The sequence below is a fragment of the uncultured Citricoccus sp. genome (assembly GCF_937871995.1).
Taxonomy (GTDB): Bacteria; Actinomycetota; Actinomycetes; order Actinomycetales; family Micrococcaceae; genus Citricoccus.
In genome coordinates, this window is the sequence record NZ_CALMQR010000155.1 from 1 (window position 1) to 1,687 (window position 1,687).

At 65.0% G+C, this 1,687-nt stretch carries 2 protein-coding genes; both read left to right on the forward strand.

Annotation, left to right across the window (positions count from 1 at the left end):
• The first annotated feature begins 500 nt into the window (after window positions 1-500).
• A complete protein-coding gene (locus tag Q0283_RS17300; protein ID WP_298045898.1) occupies window positions 501-1,019 on the forward strand; it encodes a hypothetical protein in 519 nt (172 codons plus the stop codon).
• A 355-nt stretch (window positions 1,020-1,374) separates the two neighbouring features.
• Window positions 1,375-1,584 (forward strand): hypothetical protein, encoded by a 210-nt coding sequence (locus Q0283_RS17305; RefSeq protein ID WP_298045900.1) that lies wholly within the window; start codon window positions 1,375-1,377, stop codon window positions 1,582-1,584.
• Window positions 1,585-1,687 lie beyond the last annotated feature (103 nt).

Sequence of the window (1,687 nt, forward strand, 5' to 3'; positions counted from 1 at the left end):
GGTTCGGCATCCAAACTCACCAGGTACCGCTCCGGGTGGGAGACGAAGTCCTCCAAATCCTGCACCGTGTCCGGAAGCAGGATGAACGCCTCTGACTGCAGTGCAGAAAGACGGTTCTCACTCAACCGCATTCCTTTCCTCGACGACGGACTGGCACGATTCGCGGCGGACACCAGCCACCAGGTCCCGTTCGGGCAGGCCGCGAGCCTGGTCCACGCATCCACGCCACGTGGGGAGGCGTATTGGCAATGACCGCCATGCATCAATGTCGGGCCAGACCAGACCCCACCCACCCTTCGTTCTGCTTGCTCCCGGAAGACTCACAGGCACATTCTGGCAGCCCGCGCATCCAGGCGAGCCAGAACTGCGGATGGACTTCCGATTGATCACTCAGTGCCGCCCCGCCAGGGGATCCCCCGCCGGCACAGGCGTCCGGGGGATCCCCCGCCGGCACAGGCGTCCGGGGGCATGATGGGGACGACGACTGGAATGGAGTGACCATGAATGATGCCGCCACGAGCCTGTCGGCTCTGATCACCTCCAAAAGGGCGCTCTCCGCCCCCGAACAGATCGAGGCCACCGTCCAGGCCACCGACGGGCGCTCCACCCGCATCCTCCAGGTGGTCGCCCGGTCCCCCACCGGCGAATACCGCAGCACCACCGACGACGAGACCGTCAGCTACAACCCCCGCACCCAGGAGCTGGTCTTCGAGCCGGTGGACGCCCCGCCGCTGCGCACGCAGCGCGACGAGTTCCCGATGGCCCACCCGGTGCTGGCCATGTTCAGCCCCCTGGACCTGTCGATCTGGGACTACACCTCGAACTACGAGGTCGTGGACGCCTGGCGCAACGGGGACAGCGTCCGGCTGGAGTTCGCCGGCCCCGTCGGGCGCGGCCACGCGATCGTGGACCTTCAGAACCACGTCGCCGTCGAACTGCAATACCTGGACGTTCTGTACACGGTGCGCGAGCTGTCCACCACACTCCACGGCGACGTCGGACGGACGGCCTGGACCTGACCTCACGTGCATGGGGCAGAGCGCATGGCGTTCCGGGCCGCCCCACCCGACCAACCGATCCCCATGCGGACGGCGTGGGCGTCATGCTGATGGTCCGTGGTGGCAAGCCCAGACTTCGTGCTGCTCCCGCCTTCAAGGGACATGTCGGCAGGGCGACGTAGCCCTATCCCCGGCCGGTCAGCGGATACCTGTCGGTTGACGACATCAGCCGGGTTCTTCTCCAGGCCCGGGGCTTATGCCGTCACTGAGCAGTCAGACCTCAACAAGTCACCGTTGATCAGCAAGGATGCAAGCTCACAGCGCGACAAACGGAGCCGAATCCTTGGGCGACGAGGTTGCGCAGAGGGAGTTGACGATGTCGGACGACAAACCGGTGAAGCACGTTATCCATGCCCGCTTGCGGAGGATGGGAGCCGCCTATGCCTTGGCAACAGCAATCGGGTTACTTCTCGCTATCTGGACCCAGAGCTCGGCAGTGTTCATTGGTGTCGCCATCGCAGCCGTGGGCGTCATCGTCTTTTTCATCACTACCGAACGAAACGCCCGGAAAGACAATTTCGAGTGATCGCCTGTCGCAAGCGGATCGACCAACGGGAGGCCTCGCCGTGAGGCACCGGGCCCCGATGACCTAACCAAGCCCATCCCCTTGCAAGGCCGGCACCAGGCCC

Excerpts from the sequence above, each read along its gene's own strand:
- Q0283_RS17300 (WP_298045898.1), top strand. The coding sequence starts at position 501 with ATGAATGATGCCGCCACGAGCCTGTCGGCTCTGATCACCTCCAAAAGG.
- Q0283_RS17305 (WP_298045900.1), top strand. The coding sequence starts at position 1,375 with ATGTCGGACGACAAACCGGTGAAGCACGTTATCCATGCCCGCTTGCGG.